The organism is Curtobacterium sp. MCSS17_006 (genome assembly GCF_003234215.1).
Taxonomy (GTDB): domain Bacteria; phylum Actinomycetota; class Actinomycetes; order Actinomycetales; family Microbacteriaceae; genus Curtobacterium; species Curtobacterium flaccumfaciens.
Window position 1 is genome coordinate 116,090 of record NZ_QKSO01000011.1, and the last position, 24,409, is coordinate 140,498.

Genomic DNA, 24,409 nt, shown 5'->3' on the forward strand with positions numbered 1-24,409 from the left:
GTCAGCTGGTCGCGTTCAGGACGCCGGCTCCATGACGGCGCGGAGGCGCGCGGTCGGGATGCGCTCCTGCGCATCCACGGTCACGGCGGCAGCCTCGACCGCCTCGCCGGTCTCGGCGTCGACGAAGCGCAGGTCCGACGCCCGCTCGGACGGGCGGTGCCGGTCGGCCCAGCCGCCGAGGGCGAGCAGCACGAGCGACAGGTCGCGGCCGGCGTCGGTCAGGACGTACTCCTCGCGGGCACGTGCCCCCTCGGGCTTGTAGGTCGTGCGCTCGAGCACTCCCCCGTCGACGAGTGAGGCCAGGCGTGCGGTCAGGACCTCGCGCGGGATGCCGAGGCTCTGCTGGAACTGGCTGAAGCGGGTCGAGCCACCGACGGCGTCGCGGACGATCATGAGCGTCCACTTCTCGCCGAGGACGTCGAGGGAGCGTGCGATGGGGCAGCGCTCGTCGCCGCCGAGGATGCCGAGCATGCGTTCATCTTAGCTGGGTTCGATTTCCGGACATAACGTGCTAGGTTCGGTTTCCGTACTCAACTTCTCTCGTCTGGAGCACTCATGACCGACCTCACCAACGCCGTCGTCCTCGTCACCGGAGCGAACGGCGGCCTCGGCGCCGAGTTCGTCCGCCAGGCCCTGGAGCGTGGCGCCACCAAGGTCTACGCGACCGCCCGCAACCCGCGTACCTGGGACGACGAGCGCATCGTCCCGCTCGCCCTCGACGTCACGAGCCAGGAGAGCGTCGACGCCGCGGCCCGCACCGCAGCCGACGTGACCGTCGTCGTGAACAACGCCGGGATCGCCGGCTCGGACCCGCTCGTCGACGTCTCCGTCGAAGAGGTCGAGCGCATCTTCGCCACCAACGTCTTCGGTGCACTCCGCGTCGCCAAGGCCTTCGCCCCCTCGATCGCCAACGGTGCGCTGATCGACGTGCACTCCGCCCTGAGCTGGGTCGCCCTCGCCGGCGCGTACTCGGCGTCGAAGGCCGCGTTCTGGTCGATCACGAACTCGCTGCGTCTCGAGCTCGCACCCCAGGGCACCCAGGTCGTCGGCGCCCACCTCGGCTACACCGACACCGGCATGATCGCCGACCTCGACGTCGAGAAGTCCGACCCCGCCGACATCGTCCGTTCGATCTGGGACGCGGTCGAGGCCGGCGAGCACGAGGTCCTCGCCGACCAGGTCAGCCGCGACGTCCGTGCCGGCCTGAGCGCCCCGCTCACCGCGCTCTACCCGATGCTCGCCAGCGCCTGAGGCCGGTTCTCGTCGGGACGGTGACGGTTCTGGTTCACGAACACCCGGGTTCCTGAACCAGAACCGTCACCCGCCCTGATCGCGTCAGCCACCCGCGCCACGGTCGGTGATCCGACGGTTCGTGGCGGTGATGGCGGCGCGCTCGTCGTCGGACAGGCCACCGGCGTGGAGGATCCGGCTCAGCACGTCGCTCTTCCGCTCGATGTAGTCGTCGATGTCCGCGGCTTCGGTGGCTGCCCGGCGTTTCACGGCGGCGTACTCGTCGCGGAGCACCGGGTCGGCGCGCAGCACGTCGCGGACGGCCAGGTGGTTCCGCAGCGCGAGCGACCCGGTCGTGACGACGTAGGTGTTCGTCGGGGCGAAGCGCTCCGGAGCCCGGAACGCCTGCCTGTCCGGGACGCCCAGTTCACCGCGCGGCTCGAAGCCGATCGTCGCCATCGCCGCCACTGCAGCCGGGACGTCGGCAGCGTCCACCACGACGTCGACGTCGAGCACGGGCTTCGCCGCCAAGCCCGGCACGGACGTGCTGCCCACGTGCTCGATGCTCCGGAACCGCACGTCGGCGTCGTCGAGCGCGGCAGCGTACGCATCGTGCAGCTGCCGGAACCGCTCGGGCCACGACGACCGGTACTCGACGACCTCGATCACGGCGCCGGCGTCGGCGCGAGGAGCTGGAACATGACGTGGTCGCGCCAGACCCCGTTGATCTTGATGTACTCCGGCGCGAAGCCGTACCGGGTGAAGCCCGCCGACTCGAGCGCGCGCTGCGAGCCGACGTTCTCGGGCAGGGTCTCGGCCTGCACGCGGTGCAGACGGAGCACGTCGAACGCGTGATCGGCCGCCGCACGGACAGCGCGGGACGCGTGACCCTGGCGCGTGCGGTCGGCGCGGACCCAGTACCCCATCGCGCACGACTGCAGGGCGCCGCGGACGACGCCGCTCAGCGTGATGCGGCCGAGGAGTTCCCCGTCGGTCGACTCGATGACGAACGGCACCGCGTTGCCGGCGCGCTGCGTGGCGAGGGCCTGCGTGATGACGTCCCGCTGGCCGGACTCCGTGTAGTACGACGGCGCTCGGGCCGGTTCCCACGGTCGCAGGTGGTCGGCGTTCTCGGTGATGACCGCAGCCAGGACGGCCGCGTCGTCGAGGCGGAGTGGGCGCAACCGTGTGTCCATCGCGGAGGGTGTGGGATTCGAACCCACGAGACATCTCTGCCCACCTGTTTTCAAGACAGGCTCCATCGGCCGCTCGGACAACCCTCCAGTGACGCGACCACGTGGCGAGACGTGATCGCGTCCCGGGAAGTCTACCCGGGCCTCCAGGCAGGGGTGCGCGCGAGCGCGGACTAACGGGGCAGGGAGTCGAGCGCCGCTGCCAGGCCGTCGTCGGTGATGCCGCCGGTGAGCTCGTTGCCGGCGTCGACGACGTCGTCGGGGGCCTGGCCCATGACGACGCCGCGACCGGAGGTCGAGGCCCAGCGGAGCATGTCGATGTCGTTGCGGCCGTCGCCCGCGGCGAAGACGCGGGAACGCGGGATGTCGAGCCACTCGCGGACGCGCTCCATCGCGGTGGCCTTCGTCACGCCCTCCGGAGCGATGTCGAGCCACGACGTCCAGCCGACGGAGTACGAGACCTTGTGCAGGCCCATCTTCTCGACGATCTGCAGGAAGTCCTCGGTGTCGTGGCCGGGCGAGATGACGACGACGCGGGTGGCCTCGACGCCGAGCAGCTGCTCGAACGGCACGTGCTCGCCCTCGACGGTCATCGTGTCGTCGGGGAAGTTGCCGGACAGCAGGAAGTGACCGGTCTCGTCCTCGACGCCGAACGCGGCGTTCTCGAGCGCGCCGTGGATGGTCTGCAGCACCTCGGACGGGTCGAACCGCTCGACGTGTTCGCGCACGTAGGAGCCGTCGGCGCGGCGGGCCAGGATGAGCGCACCGTTCGCGCAGACCAGGTACTTCGGCCGGATGCCGAGGGTCTCGAGCAGGGGCACGGTCATGCCCTCGCTGCGGCCGGTCGAGAGCATGACCTCGTGCCCGGCGGCCTCGGCGTCACGGACTGCCGCCACGACGACCTCGGTGATGACACCGTCCTCGCGCATGGTGGTGCCGTCGATGTCGAGCGCGACCAGCCAGCGCTTGGTGCGGGCGGGCGCGTCGGTGCCCGCGCCCTGCTCGGTGCCGTCCACGAACCGTCCCTGGGTGCTCATCGGGGCTCGATCACCTCGACGCCACCGAGGTAGGGGCGCAGGACCTCCGGCACGACGACGGAACCGTCGGCCTGCTGGTGCGTCTCGAGGATCGCGACGATCCAGCGGGTGGTGGCGAGGGTGCCGTTCAGGGTGGCGACCGGGGCGGTCTTGCCGCTCTCGGTGCGGTAGCGGATGTCGAGGCGGCGGGCCTGGTACGTCGTGCAGTTCGACGTCGAGGTGAGCTCGCGGAACGTGCCCTGCGTCGGGACCCAGGCCTCGATGTCGTACTTCTTCGCGGCGCTCGTGCCGAGGTCACCGCCGGCGACGTCGATCACGCGGTAGTGCAGCCCGAGGTCCTGCAGCATCTGCTCCTGGTACCCGACGAGCTTCTCGTGCTCGGCCTCGGCCTCGTCGGGGTGCACGTAGGTGAACATCTCGAGCTTGTTGAACTGGTGCACGCGGAGGATGCCGCGGTTGTCCTTGCCCGCCGACCCGGCCTCGCGGCGGTAGCAGGTCGACCAGCCGGCGTAGCGGTGCGCGGTCTTCTCGATGTCGAGGATCTCGTCGGCGTGGAACCCGGCGAGGGCGACCTCGCTCGTGCCGGTCAGGTACAGGTCGTCGGCTTCGAGCCGGTAGACCTCGGCCGCGTGCTCACCGAGGAACCCGGTGCCGGCCATCGTCTCGGGGCGGACGAGCGTCGGGGTGATGAGCGGCTCGAAGCCGGCGGCGATCGCACGGTCGAGGCCGAGCGACATCAGCGCGATCTCGAGCCGGGCGCCCATGCCGCGCAGGAAGTAGAAGCGCGAGCCGGAGACCTTCACGCCGCGGGGGATGTCGATGATGCCGAGGTGCTCGCCGAGGTCGGCGTGGTCCTTCGGCTCGAAGTCGAACTCGGGCTTGGTGCCGACGGTGCGGAGCGTGACGAAGTCGTCCTCGCCGCCCTCGGGCACACCGGGGAGCACGACGTTCGGGATGCCGCGGACGACGGTGTTGAAGGTGTCCTCGGCCGCGGTGACGGTGGCCTGGGCCTCCTTCACCTTGGCGGCGAGGGCCTGGGCCTGCTGCACGAGCGCGGCCTTCTCGTCCTTCGGGGCCTTGGCGACGGTCTTGCCGAACGCGTTCTGCTCGGCGCGGAGCGACTCGAACGAGGTGATCGCACTGCGGCGGGCGGAATCCGCAGCGACGGCTTCGTCGACGACGGCCACGGAGGCACCACGCGCCTGCTGTGAAGCCTTGATGACGTCCGGGTTGTCGCGAAGCAGCTGTGGATCGATCACCGCCCCATCCTAGACGGGGCAACCGCACGCAGCCTCGATCGGTAGCGTGGACGTATGTCGACCCCATCGGAGACCGCGCCCGCGGACCAGGACGCCCTCCCCACCGAGCAGCGGACGGCCGCGGTGGTCTACAACCCGGTCAAGGTCCACCTGCCGACCCTCAAGCGCACGGTGCAGGAACACCAGCAGCAGGCCGGCTGGGCCGAGACCCTGTGGTTCGAGACCTCAGAAGAAGACCCGGGCGGCGGCATGGCCCGCGCGGCGATCGAGGCCGGTGCCGACGTCGTCGCGGCGGCCGGCGGTGACGGCACGGTCCGTGCGGTCGCCGAGGTCGTGCACGAGTCCGGTTCGACCCTGGCGCTGCTGCCGAGCGGCACCGGCAACCTGCTCGCGCGCAACATGAAGCTCCCCCTCGACGACCTGGCCGCGAGCGTCCGGACGATCTTCCACGGCGACGACCGCAAGATCGACTTCGGCATGCTCAAGGTCGAGCGCCCCGGCGGCGAGCGCGAACGCTTCGGCTTCCTGGTGATGGCGGGCCTCGGGCTCGACGCGCGGATGCTCGTGAACACCCGCCCCGAGCTGAAGAAGAAGGTCGGCTGGCTCGCCTACGTCGACTCGCTGTTCCGTTCGGTGCGCGACGCCAACGCGTTCGAGTTCCGCTACCAGCTGGACGACGACGGCAACCACTCGCTCCGGGCACACTCGCTCATCGTCGGCAACTGCGGCATGCTGCAGGCCGGCGCGATCCTGCTGCCCGACGCTGAGATCGACGACGGCGTGTTCGACATCGCCGTGATGCGTCCCCGCGGGTTCTTCGGCTGGGTGCGGATCGGTGCCCGGGTGTTCTGGGAGAACGGGATCCTGCGGGCGTTCCGCCGGTCGAACCTGGGCAAGACCGCCGTCGGCAAGAAGATCGTGTCGCGTTCGCGCGAGGAACGACCCCTGCGCTACCTGCGCGGGCAGGAGTTCACGGCGCGGCTCGAGCGGCCTGACGAGTTCGAGATCGACGGCGACCCGGTGGGCGAGGTCATCGCCTTCCGTTCGCGCATCGACCCGATGGGGCTCTCCGTGCGGGTGCCGGACCCGGCGGACGACCGCCACGGCTCGCGCCAGGTGCCCTGACCCGCGGCGCTACCGCGCCCCGGGCTCGCCCGACACGATCGCGCGCAGCCAGTCCCGCGCCTCGACGAACGCGGCGTCCGAGTAGCGCGCGGGCACCTCGGGGCGGGCGCCGTCGGCACGCGGGTACGACCCGAGGAACGTCACGCGCGGGCTGAACCGGCGCAGGCCGAGCAGCGCGTCCGCCACCCGCTCGTCGCGCACGTGCCCGTCGAGGTCGATGACGAACCGGTAGCGGCCGAGCTCGTCACCGATCGGGCGTGACGACAGCAGCCCCATGTTGATGCCCCGCGTCGCGAACTGCTCGAGCATGTCGACCAGGGCGCCGGGGTGGTCGGCCGGCAGCTCGACGATGACGCTGGTCTTGTCGGCGCCGGTCGGTTCGGGCAGGGCGAGGGTCTTCGACACGAGCACGAACCGGGTGACCGCCGAGGCGTTGTCGCCGATGGACGACGCGAGCACGACGACGTCGTGGTGGTCGGTGATGCCGGGCGGTGCGACAGCGGCGTCGGCGGTCGGGTTCGCCTCGAGCAGGGCGAGGGCCGCGGCGACGTTCGACGACGCCGGGATGTGGCCGTGCCCGGGCAGGTTCGCCTCGAGCCAGTTGTGGGTCTGGGCGTAGGCGACCGGGTGCGCGTTCACGGTGCGGACGTCGGCCAGCGTCGTGCCGGGCCGGGCGACGAGCACGAAGTCGACGGGGACCAGGTACTCCCCCACGATCCGCACGCCGGGGATCCGGGCCAGGGCGTCCTGCGTGGCGCTGACCCCACCGTCCACGCTGTTCTCGATCGCGATGACGGTGCCGATCGAGCGGCCGGACATGACATCATCCAGGGCCTCACCGACGTTGTTGACACTCCGCCAGGGCTTGCCTGCGGCGGCCTCGACGAGCTTCAGGGCCGCCTCGGTGAAGGTGCCGGCGGGTCCGAGGTAGGAGTACGTGTCGGACGGCGCGGCGGGGTCGGTCATGCGGCGAGCCTATTGCAGGGACACGGGGGCCAGGCGGCCTCAGTCCGTCGCCGCACCCGTCAGCCGCTGCTCGCAGATCGCGGTGTCGTCGTCCTCGCGCGGGTACGTCAGCGCCGCGAACCGCCCCTCGGGGTCGAGCCGCGTCAGGAGCGACGCAGCGATGCCGTCGAGCTGCGCGACCTGCTCGTCGGAGAGCGCGTCGATGACCACCCGGCGGGCGGTGCGGACGTGGTCCGGGGCAGCGTCGACGATCGTGGCGTACCCGGCGTCGGTCAGCCGGACGTCGGTGGCCCGGCGGTCGGAGGTCGACGGGCACCGGGTCACGAGCCCGCGCTTCTCGAGGCGGGACACCACGTGCGACAGCCGCGGCAACGAGGCGTTCGTGGCCGAGGCGAGCGCCGACATCCGCAGGGTCCGGGTGTCGGTCTCGGAGAGCATCGCGATGACCATGTAGTCGAAGTGCGTCAGGTCGGCGTCACGCTGCAGCTGCTGGTCGAGCGCGGCCGGCAGGAGTTCCATGACCGCGACGAGCTTCATCCACGCGCGCAGCTGCTCGCGGGTGAGCCACGGGGTCTCGTCGGTCATGACCTGATCATACCGAAAGGTTGTCTCTTTAACCAGTGGTGCGCACCGCGGACGAACCAGCCGAACCAGACGAACCAGCCGAACCCGCCGAACCAGACGGCCCGCCAGCGCGACGCGACCGCACCACCCCGATGACGAGCACGACCACCACGACGACGAGCAGCGCCCCCTCGACGAGCAGCAGCCGCGTGCCGTAGTCGAACGGCAGCACGGTCGGGTTCTTCTGCCCGTGGTCCTTCGCCGCGATCTCCGGCAGGACCACCAGGGCGAGCACGCTGCCGAGCACGATCGCCGCTTGCACGACGACGAGCACCCAGGCCCGTAGCGCGCGCCCGGCCCGTCGCAGCAGCAGCCCGGCACCGACCACGAACGGTGACAGGACCGCGTCGTGCAGCACCACCGCCGCGAGCAGCCACACCCCGAGCCCGCCGATGCGGTTCGGCTTGACGGACGTCACGAGCACGTACGCCCCGAAGGCGATGACCAGCACGCCGATCACCACGAGCACGATCCGCGCGGCCTTCACCGGAGCACCTCGATCTTCTCGATCCACTTGGTCTGCAGCACACCGGGCCGCCCCGGAGCGATGATCCGCGCCGGGAACCCGTGGTCCAGGTCGAGCGTCGCACCGTTCAGCTCGAGGGCGACGAGCGTCGTCGGGTCCTCGGCGTACTCCGGTCCCATGTCCATGATCCGGTAGCCGCCGTGCCGCTCCAGGCTCGTCACGCGAACGTGCGACCCCTGCGGCGCCTGCACGGCGTCGAGCAGGTCGCGCATCCGCACGCCCTTCCAGGTCGCCATCTGGCTCCACCCCTCGACGCACGAGATCGGCAGGTCGACCTGCGCGGTGCCGAGCGCGACGAGTTCCGCCCGGACGAACGTCCGGCTCACGTCGTGGCCGACGACGGTGAGCGTCCAGTCGGCGGCGGTCGCGCTGGCGAGGACGCCGGCCGCCCGCGCGGTCCGGTTCACCGGCAACCCGTTCGCGCCGATGCCGCGGCCGCGGGCGCCGAACACGTTGATCGGTTCCGCGAGCTTCGAGGACTGCCCCGCCGTGAGCGCGACGACACCGACGGTCGCCGCCGTCACGCCGGCGAAGAACCCGCGTCGGGCGATGCGCTGGCGTCGTCCGGTGGCGGCTTCCGGCGTCGGCCTGGAGGCCCGGCTCGCCTCCGGCGCGTCGGCCGTCGGCTGGGCGGGACTCGGCTCCTCGGACACCTCGCGGGTCTCCGGGGCCGTGTCGGGTCCGGTGGTACGGGACTCGGCGCCGCCGGGGGCGGCGTCGACGCCGTCGATCCAGCGGAACACGCGGCCCAGCAGGCCGGGGGCGGTGGACCCGGCGGTCTCGGCGACCGCAGCGTGCGGGGCGGACGCACCACGGGCCTCCAGGCCAGGAGGAAGCAGTTCACTGCCGGACGCGGGGTCCGCGATGAACCGGCCGTGCGCGTCGTAGGAGTCGCGCTTCCGCCAGTACCGGGCGATGACCGGCAGCTTGGCGGCGATGTGGATGGCCAGCGACCCGATGATCACGTAGGCCAGGGCGTTGTGCACCTGGCGGAACGGGAACGGCCACGGGTACCACTGGTACGTGTTGAGCAGGCCGGTGACGACCTGGATGATCGACGCGGACACGAGCACCGCGATCGACAGCCGCTCGAGCAGGTGCAGCACGCCGCGCACCGGCGGCACCTGCACCAGGGCGGGCATGACGGCGTTGAGCTTGGCGAGCAGCAGCGGGATGATCGCGATCCCGGTCGTGATGTGCAGGCCCTGCGTGAACTGGTACAGCTGCGTTGGCCGTGTCGGGAACCGCATCCAGCCGAGCGGTTCCTGCAGCAGGTGGCTGTAGATCCCGGTGCCGAAGCAGATCAGGAACGCGATGCCGAGCAGGCGCCCGAGCACCACCGCCGACCGGGCGTTGCGGTTGGGGGACGCCAGAGCTGCTCGTCCGTCGTGCAGCAGGCGCTGGAGGCCGGATAGCCTCGACGGACCATGAGCGACCGACTGCGTGCCTTCCGACCGTCCCTGGCCGACGGCACCGCCGCGCGGATCGGCACGGTGCTGGCCGTCGTGGGAGTGCTGGCCCTGTCGGGCGTCATCGCCGTCGGCGTCACGCATCTGGGGTTCCTCCGATCGGGCCATCGTTCTGCATTCGTTGCGTGGACGCTGATCGCTTGGACCGTCTTCGTCATCGCCGTGCTCGCGGTGCGTTTCGTGCCCGTCCGGTGGATGACCACCATGGTCATCGGCGGAGCGGTGGTGATCGGCATCGCCGCGCTGGTCGGCCCGCCCAACACGAGCACCGACTCCGCTCGGTACGCGTGGGACGGCATCGTCCAGCATGCCGGTGTCTCACCGTACGCGCACACCCCCCAGTCCGCGGCACTGTCCGGTCTCCGACCCGACTGGTTGTTCCCCGACAAGGTCGACGGCACGTGCGATCCGCTGAAGCCCCGGTTCCGCGGGCTCGGCGACGGCGCGGACGGGCACTGCACCGCGATCAACCGACCGGACGTCACGACGATCTACCCGCCGATGGCGCAGCTGTGGTTCGCCGCGGTGCGGTTCTTCGTGCCGGCGACCGCGCAGTACCTGCCGTTCCAGGTCGCCGGGCTGCTCGTGTCGCTCGGTGTGACCGTCGGGCTCGTCCTGGTGCTCCGCCGGATCGGCCGTCCGACCTGGTGGGCGGCGCTCTGGGCCTGGTCGCCGCTCGTCGCGTCCGAGGCGGTCACCAACTCGCACGTCGACGTCGTCGGTGCCGCCCTCGCCACGGCCGGTGTCGTGCTCGTCGCGTTCGGCCGACCGATCTGGGGCGGCATCGCGCTCGGGGCCGCGACCGCGACGAAGCTCATCCCGGCGATCGTGTACCCGCCGTTGCTCGGCCGCGGTCGGGCGTGGTGGGCGATCCCCATCGGCATCGCCGTGTTCGGGCTGCTCTACGTGCCCTACGTGCTGACGACCGGGCTCGACGTGCTCGGGTACCTGCCCGGCTACCTGAACGAGGAGGGCTACGAGGACGGCTCCCGGTTCGCGCTGGTGTCGCTCGTGGTCAAGGGCGACGCGGCGACCCTGGTGGTGGGGCTCCTGGTGCTGCTGGCGGCGTTCGTCGCGTGGCGGCTGTCCGACCCGGCTCGCCCCTGGTCCGGCGAGGTCCTGATGATCGGCGTGACGTTCCTCGCCGTGACACCGCGCTACCCCTGGTACGCGCTGCTGCTCATCCCGTTCGTGGTGCTGTCCGGGCGGTGGGAGTGGTTGTCGATCGGCCTCGCCATCGCGCTGCGCGGGGTGTGGCCGTCGGCGGACGCCTACCGGTGGTGGTTGCTCGCGGCCGTGGCGGTCATCGTGGTCGTCACACTGCTGCGCACGGAGCGGTCGCAGTGGCGACGGTGGTGGGAGCGGCTGACGTTCCGGCGCGTGGAACACGTACGCTGACGACCATGGCACCCGCGATCCTGCTCGGCACGACCGGCTCCGTGGACCCGGCTCCCGCCGGGCTCGTCGACCGCTTCGGGCGTCGCGCCGTCGACCTGCGGGTGTCGCTGACCGAACGCTGCAACCTCCGCTGCACGTACTGCATGCCCGCGGCCGGGCTGCCGTTCGCCCCCGACGAGGCACTGATGACGGCGACCGAGATCGAGCGGCTGGTCCGGATCGGCTCGTCGCAATTCGGCGTCCGCAAGGTCCGGTTCACCGGCGGGGAGCCGATGCTCCGGCACGACCTGGTCGACGTGATCGCCCGGTGCGCCGCGCTGCCCGACGCCCCGGAGCTGTCGCTCACCACGAACGCGATCGGCCTCGCCCACCGCGCCCAGGGCCTGTACGACGCCGGGCTGCGGCGCGTGAACGTCTCGCTCGACACCGTCGACCCCGACGTCTTCACCACCGTGACCCGCAGGCCGTTCCTCGACAAGGTCATCGCCGGACTGTCGGCCGCGCACGACGCCGGACTCGACATCAAGGTGAACGCGGTGCTGCTGCGCGGGATCAACGACGAGGCCGCCCCGGAACTCCTCCGCTGGTGCCTGGAGCGAGGCTACGAGCTGCGGTTCATCGAGCAGATGCCCCTCGACCCCGACCACGCCTGGGACCGCACCGAGATGATCACCGCCGCCGAGACCCGCGCGCTGCTGGCGACGTCGTTCGTGCTCACGCCGGACGACGCCCCGCGCGACGGCGCCCCGGCCGAGCGGTACCGCGTGCACGACGCCGTCACCGGGGAGCCGCTCGGCACCGTCGGGATCATCGCGAGCATCACCGAGTCGTTCTGCGCCGACTGCACCCGCACCCGGCTGACCGCCGACGGGCACGTGCGCAGCTGCCTGTTCTCCGACGAGGAGACCGACGTGCTCGGGCCGATGCGCTCCGGGGCGGACGACGACCAGGTCGCCGAGCTCTGGCGGCTCGCGATGTGGGCGAAGCCGCGCGACCACGGTGACGACAGCGACGAGCTCGTGCACCCGACGCGCGGCATGAGCGCGATCGGCGGCTGAGGCATGACCACGATCCGGTTCTTCGCCGCTGCCCGCGCTGCCGTGGGTGTCGACTCGCTGACCACGTCGGGCCCCACCATCGAGGCCGCCCTCGGCGCGATCGATGCGGCCGACGTGGCGGACCCTGCGCGCTGGACCGCGTTGCAGGAGCGTTGCTCGTACCTGGTCGACGGCGTGACGACGCGTGACCGGGCGACCTCGCTCGACGGGGTCGAGGTCGTCGACGTCATGCCGCCCTTCGCCGGCGGCTGAGTTCGGGGGCTGAGTTCGGCGGCTGAGCGGTAGTACGCCCGTTCCTTCCCAGAACGCCCGCGATACCTGGCGTTTCCGGGCATACCGTGTCGGAACTTCCGACCAGGTACGCCCGATTCGACCAGGTACACCCGGAACGACCAGGTACGCCCGACTCGACCCCGCGCCCGCGCACCCCGTGCCCGTTCCTTCCCAGAACACCCGCGATACCTGGTGCATCCGGGCACACGTGGTGCGAACATCCGACCAGGTTCGCCCGATTCGACCAGGTACACCCGGAACGACCCGGCACGCCCGAATCGACCCCGCGCCCGCGCGCCCCACGCCCGTTCCTTCCCAGAACGCCCGCGATGCCTGGTGCTTTCGGGCATACCCGGTGCGAACTTCCGACCAGGTACGCCCAAATCGACCAGGCACGCCCCGAACGACCAGGCACGCCCCGAACGACCAGGTACGCCCGATTCGACCCCGCGCCCGCGCACCCCGCGCCCGTTCCTTCCCAGAACGCCCGCGATACCTGGTGCTTCCGGGCATACCTGGTGCGAACTTCCGACCAGGTACGCCCGATTCGACCAGGTACGCCCGGAACGACCTGGCGCAGCCAGCCCAGCCCGACCCCCGACCCGCCAGCGCCGAACCAGCCACCGACCCCGCACCCCGCCCTACGGCGAGACGGACAGCACGATGAACGCGGCGAAGATCACCAGGTGCACCCCACCCTGCAGCCGCGTGGCACGACCGGGCAGCACGGTGAGCACCGCCGCGACGATCGTCAGCGCGAGCAACACGATCTGCGACGGCCCGAGCCCGAGCAGCAGCGTCCCCGGCATGAACAGCGACGCGACCGCGATCGACGGGATCGTCAGACCGATCGACGCCATCGCGGACCCCATCGCCAGGTTCAGGCTCGTCTGGATCCGGTTCCGTGCGGCGGCCTTCGACGCCGCGATGCCCTCCGGCAGCAGGATCAGCAGCGCGATCACGACACCGACGAAGGACGGCGGGAACCCGACGGCGGCGACCCCGGCCTCGATCGCGGGCGACTCCACCTTGGCGAGCCCGACCACGGCGACGAGCGCGACCACGAGCAGCCCGAGCGACACCATCGTGGTGCGACCCGACGGGCGTGCGGCGTGGGCGTCCTCGGACTCGACCAGGACCCCGCCGGCACGGTTGACCGGCAGGAAGAAGTCACGGTGGGCCACGGTCTGCGTGACGACGAACAGCCCGTAGAGCACCAGTGACGCGATCGCGACGAACACCAGCTGCGTCCCCGTGAAGGACGCGTCGTCGGTGCCGGTGGTGAACGTCGGCAGCACCAGGGTCAGCACGGCGAGCGCGGCCACCGTCATGGTCGCGGCGCTCGCGCCCTCCTGGTTGAAGCGCACGGTGTTGTGCCGCAGGGTCCCGATCAGGATCGCGAGGCCGACCAGCCCGTTCATCGTGATCATCACCGCCGAGAACACCGTGTCGCGCGCCAGGGTCTCGGCCTGCGCACCGCCCGAGCTCGACAGCGAGATGATGAGGGCGACCTCGATGATCGTCACGGCGACGGCCAGCACGAGCGAGCCGAAGGGTTCCCCCACGCGGTGCGCGACGACCTCGGCGTGGTGGACGGCTGCGAGCACCGTGACCGCGAGCACGACGGCGACGACGACCACCACGGCGGTGCCGAGCCCGTAGCGGCCGTACGAGAACGCGAGCACGACGGCCGCCAGGATCGGCGTGGCCACGGGCCACACCTTGGGGAACCAGGAGGTCATCCGACCATTGTCTCAACCACGGGGCGCGTAGACCGCCACCTCGGCTGCGGGGACGTCGATGCGCACCGCGTCGCCGGGGGCGATCCCGAGCGCGGTCAGCCGCGCGAGCGTCAGGTCCGCCACCAGGTCACCGGCCCGCACCCGCACCAGTCCGTCGCGCGGTTCGAGCGACGAGACGGTGCGCGCGGCTCCCGCACCGTCCCGCGTCAGCAGGGCGGCCGTCGGGTGGAAGGCGGCCAGGGCGGGCCGGCCGGGAGGCACGGCATGCGTCCCCGACGCCAGCTCACCCCCGCCGTCGATCGCGATCCCACCCCCGGTGGCGGTCCCACGCACCAGCGCGAGCCCGGAGAACGTCGCGGCGAACGCACTCGTCGGACGACCGAGCACGGCCGCGGGGACGCCCTGCTCGACCACCCGTCCGCCCTCGAGCACGACGACGCGGTCGGCCAGCGCGACGACCTCGACCGGGTCGTGCGTGACGAGCACGGCGGGACGACCGGCGACGGCGGTCCGGAGCGCCGCGCGGACCTCGTCCTGCGCACCGACGTCGAGCGCCGAGGTCGGTTCGTCGAGCAGCAGCACCGCCGGGTCGGTGGCGAGCGCGCGGGCGATCGCGACGCGCTGCGCCTGTCCGCCCGAGAGCGTGCGTGGGTCGCGCGTGGCCAGGTCGGCGACCCCGACGGCGTCGAGCGCGTCACGGGCACGTTCCCGGGACGCGGCGCGACCGGCTCCGGCCGCACGGGGCCCGAAGGCGACGTTCCCGACAACGTCGAGGAACGGGAACAGGTCGGACCGCTGCGCGACGAGTCCGGTCCGACGACGGTGCGCGGGAAGGGTGCGCCTCGGGCTCGAGACCTGCACCCCGTCGAGTTCGATCCGGCCGGCATCGATCGGCAGCAGCCCGGCCAGGGCCTCGAGCACCGTCGACTTGCCTGCACCGTTCGGCCCGATGACGGCCAGGCACTCCCCCGCGCGGACCTCGATCACGACGTCGACGTCCCGCGTCCCGACGACGACGTGCGCCCGGACGCCCACCGCACCCTCGGCCGTCACGCCAGGGCTCCGCGGGTGCGGAACGACGAGGCGCCGATGACGACGACGGCCACCACGACGAGCACGACCGCCAGGGCCACCGCGGTGTCCGGGTCGACCTCGCGCTGCAGGTAGACCTCGAGCGGCAGGGTCCGCGTGACCCCCTGCAGGCTGCCGGCGAAGGTCAGGGTGGCCCCGAACTCGCCGAGCGCCCGGGCGAAGCAGAGCACGAGCCCCGAGACGATCCCCGGCAGGACCCGCGGCGTCGTGACGGTCAGGAACGTCCGGGTCGGCCCGGCACCCAGGGTCGCGGCGACCCGTTCGTAGCGGTCGCCCTCGACGCGGAGCGCACCCTCGACCGAGGACACCAGGAACGGCATCGCGACGAAGGTCTGCGCGATGACGACCGCCGTCGTGGTGAAGGCGATGTGCAGGCCGTGGTCGTCGAGGAACGCCCCGACCACCCCGAGCCGACCGAAGGCCGCGAGCAGCGCGAGACCGCCGACCACCGGCGGCAGCACGAGCGGCAGGAGCACGACGGCACGAGCGACGCCGACCCAGCGCGACCGCGACCGCGCGAACAGCACGGCGAGCGGGTACCCGAGGACGAACGCGACGCCCGTGGCCGCGAGCGCCGTGCCGAGGCTGAGGCCGAGTGCGGTCAGTGACGCGGTGGAGGTCACGAGCCCGACGAACGACGACCAGTCCACCCGGCCGAGCATCGCGAGCACCGGCACGACGACGAACAGCCCGCCGAGCACCGCGGGCAGCGGGAGCCACCACGCGACCGGCGGCCGTCCGTCAGCGCGCGGAGCCACGGGTCAGGGCTTCCCGAAGCCCGCGTCGGCGAGCACGCGCTGTCCGGCGGCGGAGCGGACGTACTCCGAGAACGCCTGCGCGAGCGCCGGGTCCTCGGATTCCCGGAGCACGCCGATCGGGTAGGTGTTGACGGCCTTGCCCGACTCGTCGAACGGGACGCCGTCGACCTTGCCGCCGGCCCCACGGACGTCCGTCACGTAGACGAGTCCGGCATCGGCCTGCCCGGACTCGACCTTGCCGAGCACGTCGGTCACGGACTGCTCCTCACTGACCGGCTCGAGATCGACGCCCGATGCGGACTCGACCTTCGCCGTCGCGGCGCCGCACGGCACCGGGGCGGCGCACGTGACGAGCTGGACGCCCGGAGCCGTCAGGTCGTCGAGGTCCGTGATGCCCTTCGGGTTGCCCGGTGCGACGGCGATCTCGAGGACGTTCGTCGCGAAGTCCCGCGGCGACCCGCTCGCCAGGTCGGTCGACGACAGCTTCGCCATGTTCGCTTCGTCGGCGGACGCGAACACGTCGGCGGGGGCGCCGTTCTGGATCTGGGTGACGAGGTCGCTCGAGCCGGCGAACGAGAACCGGATCGAGGCACCGGGGTTCGCGGTCTCGAACTGCTTGCCCAGGGTCGTGAAGGTCTGCTGCAGGGACGCCGCCGCGAACACGGTGATCGAACCGGTCGGCCCCTCGGTGTCGGAACCCGCCGGGGCTGATGCCACCGAGCCCGTGTCCGGAGCCGTGCACGCAGCGAGCCCGAGCGCGACGGTGACGGCGAGGGCCAGCGCCGCGAACGGCCGGAGGCGGCTCATCGTTCGTCCTCGTGCCGGGCAGGGGCCTCGAGGGCGACCATCGTGGCCTTCACGGACGCCACCGCGACGGACCCGACCTCGAGCCCGAGGTCGCGGACGGCCTCAGCACTCATCAGGGACACCACGCGGTGCGGGCCGCACTGCAGCTCGACCTGCGCCATCACGGTGTCGACGACCAGGTCGGTGACGATCCCGACGAAGCGGTTGCGCGCCGAGCTCTTCACCGCGGACGCCGGGTCGGTCAGCTCGGAGCTGCGTTCCCGCGCGTACGCGGCGACCTCGCGACCGTCGACCACGGCTCGCCCCGCGTCGTCCGTGGCACGGGTGAAGGTGCCGCCGTCGACGAGCCGACGAACGGTGTCGTCACTGATCCCGAGGAAGGCCGCAGCATCCCGTACCCGCAGTTGCGTCATGATCCACCGATCCTATCCGCGGATGCGGCGGCAGGGGCGGTGGAGGTGACCGGGCTGGGTCAGGACCGGTGCTCGATCGCCACGGGCAGCCCCTCGCGACGCCAGGCCTCGAAGCCGCCGTCGAGGACCGTCACGCGCCTCCCGGCCGGTTGCCGCGCCGCCCACGCGTCCGCACGGGGTCCGCGTGCGCAGTAGACGACGACCTCGTCCGCACCGGTGTCGTCGGTGACGGCACCGGCGACCACGCCGGCCGCGCGTTCCTCGTCGGTCCGGACGTCGACGACGACCAGCGGGTCCGACGGGTCCGCCACCCTGGCGGCCAGGGCGGACGGCGCGATGCGCGGCGTCGCGGATGCACCAGGGGCAGGCGCCGGTCGACGCGAGGCGGGCCCGCGGCGGACGGGGCTCTCGGTCCAGCGCCACCGGCGGGCGTCGACGGTCAGGACGCGTCCGAGCAGCGGGTCGCCGCTGCCGGTGACCAACGCGAAGACCTGTCCCGCCATCACCGCACCGACCGCACCGCACAGTGCGGGGACCACGCCGTCGAGGGCGCACGAGCCCTCGTCGGGCAGGGCCTCGGGGTGCAGGTCGTGGAAGTCGACGCCGTCCGGCCCGGCGTCGCGGAAGACGCTGACCTGCCCGTCGTGGCCGAGCACGGTGCCCCACACGAACGGCACGCCCGCTGCGGCGCAGGCGTCCGAGACGGCCCGGGTGACCACGACCGAGTCGGCGGCGTCGACCACGACGTCGTGTCCGGCGACCAGGTCCGGCGTGAACGATCCGACCACGGCGACCGCGTCGAGTTCCGGGTCGACAGCGACGGCCCGGGCGACCGCGACCTGCGCCTTCGGCGAGCCGACGTCCGCGGCCGTGAAGAGCGTCTGCCTGGCGAGGTTCGAGGCGTCGACCACGTCGGGGTCGACCACCGTGAGCCGACCGATGCCGGCGAGGTACGCGACCACCGGCGCACCGAGCCCGCCGGCCCCGACGACGAGGATGCGCGATGTGGCCAGGCGTCGCAGCCCGGTGACCCCGACGTCGGCGAGCGCGGCGGTCCGCGATCCGAGCTGCGTCCGCCCCGGGGAGAGCGCGGTGGCGGGGGCGACGAGGGGTTCCATCCCGTCATTCTGGCCCGTCGCACCGAACTCCTGCATGTGAGAGTTCAGCGCCCGGACGCGGCGGATCCCCAGAGCAGATCGGTACGGTCGCGGGCGTGAGTTCCCCGCGCACCGGTACCGTCCCGGTCCGACGCACGACGTCGGACGCGTCGGTGCGCGCGCGCTCGCTGGGGCTCGTCGTGGCGGCCGTCCGAGCCCTGGCACGGACCCCCGAGATCACCGTCGGCGCGCTCGGCGTCGTCGTCGCAGCAGCCTTCAGCTGGGTGCCGTCGGTCTGGTACGACGAGGCCGCGACCATCGCGAGCGCACAGCGCAGCTGGCCGGCGCTCTGGGCCGAACTGCAGAACGTCGACGCCGTCCACGGCCTGTACTACGCCGTGATGCACGTCTGGTTCACGCTCGTCGGGTACTCGCCGTTCACGCTGCGGTTCCCGAGCGCGCTGGCCATCGGGGTCTCCGCCGGCCTCGTCGTCGCGCTCGGCCGTCGTCTCGGCGGGGTGCGGCTCGGCGTCGTCTCCGGGATCGTGTTCCTGGTCCTGCCGCGCGTCGCCTGGGCCGGCACCGAGGGGCGCCCGTACGCCACCGTCACGACCTTCGCCGTCGCGCTGACCCTCGTGGGGATCACCGCGGTCCGGCGCACCCGGACCCGGCACCACGCGACCCGGTGGTGGGTCGTCTACGGCCTGCTCGCCGTGGTGGCCGTCCTGTTCAACGTCTACCTGGCCCTGGCCGTCGTCGCGCACGGGGTCGTGCTCCTCTGGACCGCCGTCGCCGACCGTGCCGCACGGCGCGACGCCGTGCTCTCGCAGCGCAGCGGTCCGGTGGCCGCGCCGATGGTCGACCGCGCCGCGTTCGTGCGCTGGGGCGTCGCCGCCGTCGGGGCCGCGCTCGTGGTGTCGCCGTTCATCGTCCTCGCCGCAGGACAGGCCAAGCAGGTCGGCTGGATCACCGGCGTCGGGTGGGCCACCGTGCGCCAGGTCGTCGCGACCGCGTGGTTCGGTGCCGTCTGGCCGTACGCGGTGCTCGGGTGGGCGCTGATGATCGTCGGCGTCGTGCTCGCCGTCCGGGCCACCCGACGCCCCTCCCCCGCCGCCCGTGACCTGCTGCGGATGCAGGCCGTGCGCGTCGCCGTCCCCCTGACGATCCTGCCCACCGCACTGCTCGTCGGCGCGACCGCGGCCGGGGAGCACCTGTACTCCCCGAAGTACGCCAGCCTGAGCCTGCCGTTCGTCGCGCTGCTCATCGGTCTCGCGATCACGGCGATCCGACCCCGGCGGTGGCTGGCGCTCGCGGTCGTCGGGATGCTGCTCGTGTCGGCACCGACGAGCACGATCGTCCGGCTGCCCCACGCGAAGCAGGACTCGCACTGGGCCAACGCGGCGGCGATCATCGAGCGCGAGCGGGACCGGCGCACCGACCAGAACGAGGGCGTCGTCTTCGGCAGCGTCTGGGAGCACCCGGGCACCACCGCGCAGGTCATCGCCGACTCCTACCCCGAGGCCTTCACCGGGATGCGCGACCTCGCCGTTGCCGAGACCGGCGCCGAACGCGGGCAGCTCTGGAACGTCAACGGGGACATCGCGACGACGGTGCCCCAGCGGATCTCCGGCATCGACACCGTGTGGTTCGTCGGCGGCAAGTCACGGAACATCCGCCCGCAGGTCACCGACACGCTCGTGGCCGAGGGGTTCCACGTCGTGCGCTACTGGCACACCGGCACGGTCATCCTCTGGAAGTACAGCCGCTGACGGTGGCGGTCCAACCGCCGACGGCTGTGCCGGGGCGTCGGGTCAGTGCACCACGCGTGCGCCGTGCACCGGGCCGGTGGCGCGGAGTGCGACGAGGCCGGCGGCGCTGAGCTCGACCTGCAGTTCGAGCGCGGCGTCACGGTCACCGACCAGGAACGCCACGGTCGGTCCGCTACCGGACACCAGGCCGGCCAGGGCACCGGACTTCTCGCCGAGCTCCAGCGTCGCCGCGAGCCGGGGCTGCAGGCGCATGGCCGGTGCCTGCAGGTCGTTGTGCACGCAGTCGGCGAGCAGGTCGGGGTCACCCGCGCGCAGGGCCTGCAGCACGTTGGCCTCGACCACGGGGTGCGACGGCGCCGGGGAGATGTCGGCGCGGTACCGCTCCCGGTGCTCGTCGAGCGCACGGTAGACGGCCGGGGTGCTCAGCCCGTCGTCGCTCAGGGCGAGGACCCAGTGGAACTCGCCCTTGGCCAGCGCCGGGCTCAGCTCGTCACCGCGACCGGTGCCCACGGCGGTGCCGCCGGCGAAGGCGAACGGCACGTCGGCGCCGAGCTGTGCGGCGAGCCGGAGCAGCTCTTCGCGACCGAGCGCGGTGCCCCAGAGCGTGTCGACGGCGAGCAGGGTCGCCGCGGCGTCCGCGGAGCCACCGCCCATGCCGCCGGCGACGGGCACCTGCTTGTCGATGGTCAGCCGCACGCCACCGCGGTGTCCGGCCGCGTCGGCCACGAGCCGGGCCGCACGGATGGCCAGGTTCGACTCGTCGACCGGCACGGTGCTCGTGTCGATCGGCCCCGTGAAGGTGACCGAGAAGTCGTCGGCGGCCTCGGCGGTGACGTCCTCGTACAGGGACACCGCCTGGTACGCCGTGGCGACGTCGTGGTAGCCGTCGCCCTGCAGCGCCCCGACGGACAGGAACACGTTGATCTTGCCGGGGGCGCGCGTCCGCACGCGGGTCGGTGCGGCCAACGTGGTCATGCGCCCAACCTATCCCGCTGCGGCTGCCGTGAACCCCCGCGCCAGGTCCGCGGTGATGTCGTCGATGTGCTCGAGGCCGATCGACAGGCGGATGAGACCGTCCCCCACCCCGGCGGCAGCCCGCTCGGCCGAGGTCATCTGCACGTGGGTGGTCGATGCCGGGTGCACGACGAGCGAGCGGACGTCACCGAGGTTCGAGACGTGGTCGAACAGCTCGAGCGCCGCCACGAACCGTCGGCCCGCGGCGACCCCACCGGCCAGGTCGAACGACAGCACGGCCGACGGCCCCTTCGGGACGTAGCGCTGCTGCAGGTGGTGCCACGGCGAGGCCGGCAGGCCCGCGTAGTGCACGTGCTCGACCTGGTCGTGTGCGTCGAGCCAGCTCGCCACGGTGGCGGCGTTCGACACGTGCCGGTCCATGCGGAGCGACAGCGTCTGGATGCCCTGCAGCACCAGGAACGCGTTGAACGGTGCGATCGCGGGCCCGAGGTCGGCGGACAGCTTCGAGCGGGTGCGCTGGATGAACGCCCGCCGCCCGAACTTCTCGGCGAAGTTCGTGTTCGCGAACCCGGACTGCTCGGTCGAGGCCAGCTGCGGGTAGGCGTCGGCGTGCGCGGCCCAGTCGAAGTTCCCGCTGTCGACGATGAGCCCGGCGATGGCGCTGCCGTGTCCGGCCAGGTACTTCGTCGCCGAGTGCACGACGATGTCGGCGCCGTGCTCGATCGGGCGCACCAGGTACGGCGTCGCGATGGTGTTGTCGACGATGAGCGGCACACCGGCCTCGTGCGCGACGCCGGCCACCCCGGCGAAGTCCAGGACGTCGCCGCGGGGGTTCGGGATGGACTCGCCGAAGAACGCCTTCGTCTCCGGGCGCACCGCCGCCGCCCACTCGGACAGGTCGGTCGGGTCCTGCACGAACGTGAAGGTGATGCCGAGGTCCCGCAGGGTCGACGCGAACAGCGTGTAGGTCGCGCCGTACAGCGAGGCGCTCGACACCACGTGGTCACCGGCGCGTGCGACACCGAGCACGGCCAGCGACGTCGCCGCCTGCCCGGACGCCAGCGCCAGCGCACCGATCCCGCCCTCGAGGTCGGCGATCCGGCGCTCGAGGGCTGCCGCCGACGGGTTGTTCACCCGCGTGTAGGTGTGGCCGGGAGCGTCGAGCATGAAGCGCGCGGCCGCGTCCTCGCCCGACGGGTAGACGTACGCGGCGCTCTGCGCGATCGGCGGCACGTTCGCGCCCCAGCCCGGGTCGGCCTTGAAGCCGGCGCGGATCTGGCGGGTCTCGAACGCCCAACCGTCCTCGGCGTTGGTCGGCGCGGCACCCATCAGGACTGCGCCCCGACCGACTGCCGGACGAGCGGGATGACCTGCTCGCCGAACCGGTCCATCTCCTCGAGCTGCGGCGAGAACTGCAGCAGGAGCGTGTCGACCCCGGCGTCCTCGAACTCCCGGATGCGGTCGGCCACCTGCGACGGCGTGCCCACGAACCCGGGGCGCAGGCCGCGGTTCGACACCGAGTAGTCCTCGAGCGAGGGCACGTGCTCGAGCTGCGACTTCGAGATGAAGTCCTGGTACGACTCGTACGCCTTGCCGTGCTGCACGTCGGTGATCCGGGCGAGCTCGGCCTGCGCCTCCTCCTCGGTCTCGCGCACGATGACGTACGCGGCCATGCCGAACGCCTCGAACGGCGGCAGGCCGGCGTCGACGCGGCGCTGCTTCATCTCGTCGATCTTCGCGCGGAGCTCCTCGACCGTGCCGCCGTGCGTGACGTAGGCGTCGGCGTACCCGGTGATCGCGGCCTTGCCGGCCTCGCTCTCCCCACCGGCGTAGATGCGCGGCGTCACGCGGGGCTTCGGCTCGAGGTGCGCGTTCTCGATGTCGTAGTACTCGCCCGAGAACGAGTACGGTGTCTCGCGCCACAGGCCCTTCATGACCTCGACGAACTCCGCGGTGCGCTTGTACCGGTCGTCGTGCTCCGAGAAGATCCCGCCGTACTGCTTCGCCTCTTCCGCCCACCAGGCGCTCACGACGTTGAAGGTGAACCGGCCGCACGAGATGTCGTCGATCGTCGCCGCCTGCTTCGCGGTCACCGCGGGCAGGTGGTACCCGGGACGCATCGCCGCCATGATCTCCAGGCGCTCGGTCGTGGCCGCGATGGCCGCCGCGAGCGACCACGCCTCGAGCGAGGGCGCCGCCGTGCCCTTGATGTCGTTGAGGTTGAGCTCCGGCACGAGCGTCAGGTCGAAGCCGATCCGCTCGGCGCGCTGCGCCAGGCGCTTCACATAGTCGAAGGTGACCGGCATGTTCTCGTTGTCGACGTTGCGCAGCCAGCCGCCGAAGAGCGGGGTCCAGTATCCGAATCGCACGTTGGTTCCTTGGGGGTGTGGGAAAGGCGGACGGGCGGGAGCCGCTGGTTGACGACGCGAAGCGTTGTGCGGATCGCGCTGCCGGAGCCAGCGGAGGCAGTCGTGGCGGGCCCGCCACGGGCCTCCAGTCCGGTGGTTCTTGCGTTCTCAGGCCGTGAGCTGCGCCGCGTACTCCGCTGCCAGCAGGCCACCGAGGTACTTCGCGATGGAGCGCGGGCCGGAGGCCGGCGCGGACTCCTCGACCGCGGGGTTGTAGTTCGTGTTCGTGTTGATGTCGTAGACGACGGTGCGGCCGTCCGTCGTCTCCATGAACTCGACGCCCGCGATGGTGATGCGCTGGTCGGCGAGGAACGTGCGGAGCTGCTGGACCAGCGGGTGCTCGACGGTGATCTCGGTCCGGACGGCGAACGCCGGGGGCGCGCCGACGGTCTCGGTTCCGGGGACGTCGCAGACGGCACCCGCGATGACCTGCGGTACCTCGCACGCGTCGGCGGGGCAGAGCTCGAAGCTGCCGGCGCTGGTGTCGACGCGGACCGCGTAGACGAACTCGCCGCCGACGAACTCGACGCGGGTGATGAAGGGCTCGCGCGCCGTCAGGTACTCCTGCAGCAGCGTGATGCCGTCGACCGGGGCCTCGAACTCGGGGCTGTCGACGTAGGCGTCGAACTCGGCGAGCGAGTCGAACCGGCGCACGCCCAGGCCCTTGCCGCCCTGGTTGTGCTTCGTGATGAAGGGGACGTCCTGCCCGTCGGTGAAGGTGCGGGCGGCGTCCTTGAGCGTCGTCGTGCCGAACACGGCGGTCGTGCGCGGCACGTCGAACCCGGCCTGCTGCAGGAGCCCGTGCTGGGCGACCTTGGACACCTCGAGCTCGAGCACGTGGCTGCCGCCGACGACCTGGCGGCCGGCACGCTCGAGCCATCCGAGGACCGCCCGGGTGTACTCCTTGCTGTGCTCGTGGCCGCGGGTGTGGGAGCTCGCGGACATGCGGCTCCAGTAGACGCCGGGTGCCGGCTCGGCCGCGAGGTCGATCTGCCCCTCGGTCAGCAGGATCTCCTCGACCGGGACGCCCTCGGCCTCGAAGGCAGCGGCGAGCGGGGGGAACCACTCGGGGTTCTCGTGGATGACGTACACGCGCGGAGTGCTCACGCCCCCACCCTAGGCACGGTATACCGCACGTGCCCAAGTGTGTGACGTGGCGTTGCTTCTCGGGGGCGTGAGCACTCCGCGCG

25 protein-coding genes and 1 tRNA gene are annotated in these 24,409 nt (G+C 72.0%); 6 read left to right on the forward strand and 20 right to left on the reverse strand.

The features are described from left to right. Window positions 1–15: 15 nt before the first annotated feature. Entirely contained in the window at window positions 16–471 is a 456-nt protein-coding gene (locus DEJ21_RS12055) for a helix-turn-helix domain-containing protein (protein WP_111032919.1), read from the reverse strand. 84 nt (window positions 472–555) lie between these two features. Between DEJ21_RS12055 and DEJ21_RS12060 the strand changes: the two genes are divergently transcribed. Further along, the gene (locus DEJ21_RS12060; RefSeq protein ID WP_111029862.1) at window positions 556–1,251 is read left to right on the forward strand and encodes an SDR family oxidoreductase; all 696 of its coding nucleotides are present in this window, start codon (window positions 556–558) and stop codon (window positions 1,249–1,251) included. An 84-nt stretch (window positions 1,252–1,335) separates the two neighbouring features. On the opposite strand, the gene DEJ21_RS12065 is transcribed toward DEJ21_RS12060, so the two are convergent. The 5 genes from DEJ21_RS12065 to serS form a co-directional block, all read right to left on the reverse strand. After that, on the reverse strand, window positions 1,336–1,899 hold the full coding sequence (locus DEJ21_RS12065) for a GrpB family protein (RefSeq protein ID WP_111224722.1): 564 nt from the start codon (window positions 1,897–1,899) through the stop codon (window positions 1,336–1,338). After that, on the reverse strand, window positions 1,896–2,426 hold the full coding sequence (locus DEJ21_RS12070) for a GNAT family N-acetyltransferase (protein WP_111087255.1): 531 nt from the start codon (window positions 2,424–2,426) through the stop codon (window positions 1,896–1,898). Before DEJ21_RS12070 ends, DEJ21_RS12065 begins: the two co-directional genes overlap by 4 nt. A 2-nt stretch (window positions 2,427–2,428) precedes the next feature. Next, a tRNA-Ser gene (locus tag DEJ21_RS12075) sits at window positions 2,429–2,513 on the reverse strand. Between the two features lie 83 nt (window positions 2,514–2,596). Beyond that, window positions 2,597–3,460, reverse strand: coding sequence for an HAD family hydrolase (locus tag DEJ21_RS12080; protein WP_111224723.1), 864 nt, complete (start codon window positions 3,458–3,460; stop codon window positions 2,597–2,599). Continuing rightward, window positions 3,457–4,719 carry a serine--tRNA ligase gene (gene serS / locus DEJ21_RS12085; RefSeq protein WP_111038292.1) on the reverse strand — a complete coding sequence of 421 codons (1,263 nt, stop codon included), beginning with the start codon at window positions 4,717–4,719 and terminating at the stop codon, window positions 3,457–3,459. Before serS ends, DEJ21_RS12080 begins: the two co-directional genes overlap by 4 nt. A gap of 54 nt (window positions 4,720–4,773) precedes the next feature. On the opposite strand from serS, the gene DEJ21_RS12090 reads away from it, so the two are divergent. After that, entirely contained in the window at window positions 4,774–5,844 is a 1,071-nt protein-coding gene (locus DEJ21_RS12090; protein ID WP_111023675.1) for a diacylglycerol kinase family protein, read from the forward strand. 9 nt (window positions 5,845–5,853) lie between these two features. Here DEJ21_RS12090 and pheA read toward each other — a convergent pair whose 3' ends face one another. From pheA to DEJ21_RS12110, 4 genes are read right to left on the reverse strand one after another with little or no spacing between them, the layout of a single operon-like run. Then, window positions 5,854–6,810, reverse strand: a complete 957-nt coding sequence (gene pheA, locus DEJ21_RS12095; protein WP_111224724.1) for a prephenate dehydratase — start codon at window positions 6,808–6,810, stop codon at window positions 5,854–5,856. Window positions 6,811–6,849: 39 nt separating this feature from the next. After that, complete coding sequence (locus tag DEJ21_RS12100; protein ID WP_017888293.1) at window positions 6,850–7,395, reverse strand: MarR family winged helix-turn-helix transcriptional regulator; 546 nt, start codon at window positions 7,393–7,395, stop codon at window positions 6,850–6,852. A 28-nt stretch (window positions 7,396–7,423) separates the two neighbouring features. Next, window positions 7,424–7,921, reverse strand: a complete 498-nt coding sequence (locus DEJ21_RS12105) for a hypothetical protein (RefSeq protein WP_111224725.1) — start codon at window positions 7,919–7,921, stop codon at window positions 7,424–7,426. Continuing rightward, window positions 7,918–9,300, reverse strand: coding sequence for a molybdopterin-dependent oxidoreductase (locus DEJ21_RS12110; protein ID WP_111224726.1), 1,383 nt, complete (start codon window positions 9,298–9,300; stop codon window positions 7,918–7,920). The genes DEJ21_RS12105 and DEJ21_RS12110 overlap by 4 nt, the downstream gene beginning before the upstream one ends. Before the next feature lie 87 nt (window positions 9,301–9,387). On the opposite strand from DEJ21_RS12110, the gene DEJ21_RS12115 reads away from it, so the two are divergent. From DEJ21_RS12115 to DEJ21_RS12125, 3 genes are read left to right on the forward strand one after another with little or no spacing between them, the layout of a single operon-like run. Next, complete coding sequence (locus DEJ21_RS12115) at window positions 9,388–10,827, forward strand: glycosyltransferase 87 family protein (RefSeq protein ID WP_111224727.1); 1,440 nt, start codon at window positions 9,388–9,390, stop codon at window positions 10,825–10,827. A gap of 5 nt (window positions 10,828–10,832) precedes the next feature. After that, on the forward strand, window positions 10,833–11,885 hold the full coding sequence (gene moaA, locus DEJ21_RS12120; RefSeq protein WP_111224728.1) for a GTP 3',8-cyclase MoaA: 1,053 nt from the start codon (window positions 10,833–10,835) through the stop codon (window positions 11,883–11,885). A 3-nt stretch (window positions 11,886–11,888) separates the two neighbouring features. Continuing rightward, window positions 11,889–12,137 carry a MoaD/ThiS family protein gene (locus DEJ21_RS12125; RefSeq protein WP_111224729.1) on the forward strand — a complete coding sequence of 83 codons (249 nt, stop codon included), beginning with the start codon at window positions 11,889–11,891 and terminating at the stop codon, window positions 12,135–12,137. A gap of 662 nt (window positions 12,138–12,799) precedes the next feature. Here the strand turns inward: DEJ21_RS12125 and DEJ21_RS12130 are convergent. From DEJ21_RS12130 to DEJ21_RS12155, 6 genes are read right to left on the reverse strand one after another with little or no spacing between them, the layout of a single operon-like run. Further along, on the reverse strand, window positions 12,800–13,900 hold the full coding sequence (locus tag DEJ21_RS12130) for a calcium:proton antiporter (RefSeq protein WP_017888287.1): 1,101 nt from the start codon (window positions 13,898–13,900) through the stop codon (window positions 12,800–12,802). 12 nt (window positions 13,901–13,912) lie between these two features. After that, window positions 13,913–14,953, reverse strand: a complete 1,041-nt coding sequence (locus DEJ21_RS12135) for an ABC transporter ATP-binding protein (RefSeq protein WP_258375034.1) — start codon at window positions 14,951–14,953, stop codon at window positions 13,913–13,915. Further along, on the reverse strand, window positions 14,950–15,750 hold the full coding sequence (locus tag DEJ21_RS12140; protein WP_071246956.1) for an ABC transporter permease: 801 nt from the start codon (window positions 15,748–15,750) through the stop codon (window positions 14,950–14,952). Before DEJ21_RS12140 ends, DEJ21_RS12135 begins: the two co-directional genes overlap by 4 nt. A 3-nt stretch (window positions 15,751–15,753) precedes the next feature. Next, window positions 15,754–16,557, reverse strand: a complete 804-nt coding sequence (gene modA / locus DEJ21_RS12145; protein ID WP_111224730.1) for a molybdate ABC transporter substrate-binding protein — start codon at window positions 16,555–16,557, stop codon at window positions 15,754–15,756. Next, a complete protein-coding gene (locus tag DEJ21_RS12150) occupies window positions 16,554–16,970 on the reverse strand; it encodes a molybdopterin-binding protein (protein WP_111224731.1) in 417 nt (138 codons plus the stop codon). The genes modA and DEJ21_RS12150 overlap by 4 nt, the downstream gene beginning before the upstream one ends. A gap of 59 nt (window positions 16,971–17,029) precedes the next feature. Continuing rightward, complete coding sequence (locus DEJ21_RS12155) at window positions 17,030–18,088, reverse strand: ThiF family adenylyltransferase (RefSeq protein WP_181435861.1); 1,059 nt, start codon at window positions 18,086–18,088, stop codon at window positions 17,030–17,032. A gap of 95 nt (window positions 18,089–18,183) precedes the next feature. On the opposite strand from DEJ21_RS12155, the gene DEJ21_RS12160 reads away from it, so the two are divergent. Beyond that, a complete protein-coding gene (locus DEJ21_RS12160) occupies window positions 18,184–19,836 on the forward strand; it encodes a glycosyltransferase family 39 protein (protein ID WP_111224733.1) in 1,653 nt (550 codons plus the stop codon). Between the two features lie 42 nt (window positions 19,837–19,878). Here DEJ21_RS12160 and DEJ21_RS12165 read toward each other — a convergent pair whose 3' ends face one another. The 4 genes from DEJ21_RS12165 to DEJ21_RS12180 all read right to left on the reverse strand — a co-directional run bounded on the left by DEJ21_RS12165 (window position 19,879) and on the right by DEJ21_RS12180 (window position 24,326). Beyond that, window positions 19,879–20,811, reverse strand: a complete 933-nt coding sequence (locus tag DEJ21_RS12165; RefSeq protein WP_111224734.1) for a 4-(cytidine 5'-diphospho)-2-C-methyl-D-erythritol kinase — start codon at window positions 20,809–20,811, stop codon at window positions 19,879–19,881. Between the two features lie 9 nt (window positions 20,812–20,820). Beyond that, window positions 20,821–22,140, reverse strand: a complete 1,320-nt coding sequence (locus DEJ21_RS12170) for an O-acetylhomoserine aminocarboxypropyltransferase/cysteine synthase family protein (RefSeq protein ID WP_111224735.1) — start codon at window positions 22,138–22,140, stop codon at window positions 20,821–20,823. Then, window positions 22,140–23,180: an LLM class flavin-dependent oxidoreductase gene (locus tag DEJ21_RS12175; protein ID WP_071406522.1), complete on the reverse strand. Its 1,041-nt coding sequence runs from the start codon at window positions 23,178–23,180 to the stop codon at window positions 22,140–22,142. The genes DEJ21_RS12170 and DEJ21_RS12175 overlap by 1 nt, the downstream gene beginning before the upstream one ends. Window positions 23,181–23,327: 147 nt before the next feature. Continuing rightward, the gene (locus DEJ21_RS12180) at window positions 23,328–24,326 is read right to left on the reverse strand and encodes a RimK family alpha-L-glutamate ligase (protein WP_111224736.1); all 999 of its coding nucleotides are present in this window, start codon (window positions 24,324–24,326) and stop codon (window positions 23,328–23,330) included. Between the last annotated feature and the right edge of the window lie 83 nt (window positions 24,327–24,409).